At 68.7% G+C, this 825-nt stretch carries 1 protein-coding gene; it reads right to left on the bottom strand.

Features of this window, described 5'->3' with window-relative positions; genetic code table 11:
* On the bottom strand, window positions 1–825 hold an 825-nt coding region (locus Y705_RS21700; protein ID WP_162149030.1), incomplete at both ends, for an aldehyde dehydrogenase family protein.

Genomic DNA, 825 nt, shown 5'->3' with positions numbered 1-825 from the left:
GGTGACGGCCTTGCCTCGGGTGTAGAAGCGCACACCGTCCGGGCCGTAGACGTGGTGGTCACCGAACAGGGAGTCCTTCCAGCCGCCGAAGGAGTGCCAGGCCACAGGCACGGGGATTGGGACATTGATCCCGATCATGCCCACGGTGACCCGCCGCTTGAACTGTCGGGCGTAGGCGCCCGAGGAGGTGAAGATCGCGGTGCCGTTGCCGTAGGGGTTGGCGTTGATGACCTCGATGCCCTCATCGAGGCTATCCACGCGCAGCACGACCAGCACGGGCCCGAAGATTTCCTCCTCGTAGGCTTCCATGCCCTGGCGAACATGGTCGAGGACTGTCGGGCCCACGAAGAAGCCGTTCTCGTGGTCGGCCACGATCAGGTCGCGCCCGTCCACGACGACGGCCGCGCCGGCCTCCTCTGCGGAGGTCACGATTCGGCGCACGCGGTCCCGGGATGCCGGGGTGATAACCGGGCCCATGTCGGAGGAGGCGTCCATGCCGTTGCCGACCGTAATGTCCTTCGCCCGCTCGGCGAGTTTGTCCACGAGCAGGTCCGCGGCCTCACCCACGGCCACGGCGACCGACACGGCCATGCAACGCTCACCGGCGGAGCCGAAGGCGGCGGCCACGATCAGGTCGCGCCCGTCCACGACGACGGCCGCGCCGGCCTCCTCTGCGGAGGTCACGATTCGGCGCACGCGGTCCCGGGATGCCGGGGTGATAACCGGGCCCATGTCGGAGGAGGCGTCCATGCCGTTGCCGACCGTAATGTCCTTCGCCCGCTCGGCGAGTTTGTCCACGAGCAGGTCCGCGGCCTCACCCACGGC

It is taken from the genome of Arthrobacter sp. H41 (assembly GCF_000520535.1).
Taxonomy (GTDB): domain Bacteria; phylum Actinomycetota; class Actinomycetes; order Actinomycetales; family Micrococcaceae; genus Arthrobacter_D.
This window is presented reverse-complemented; position numbering and strand designations above follow the sequence as displayed.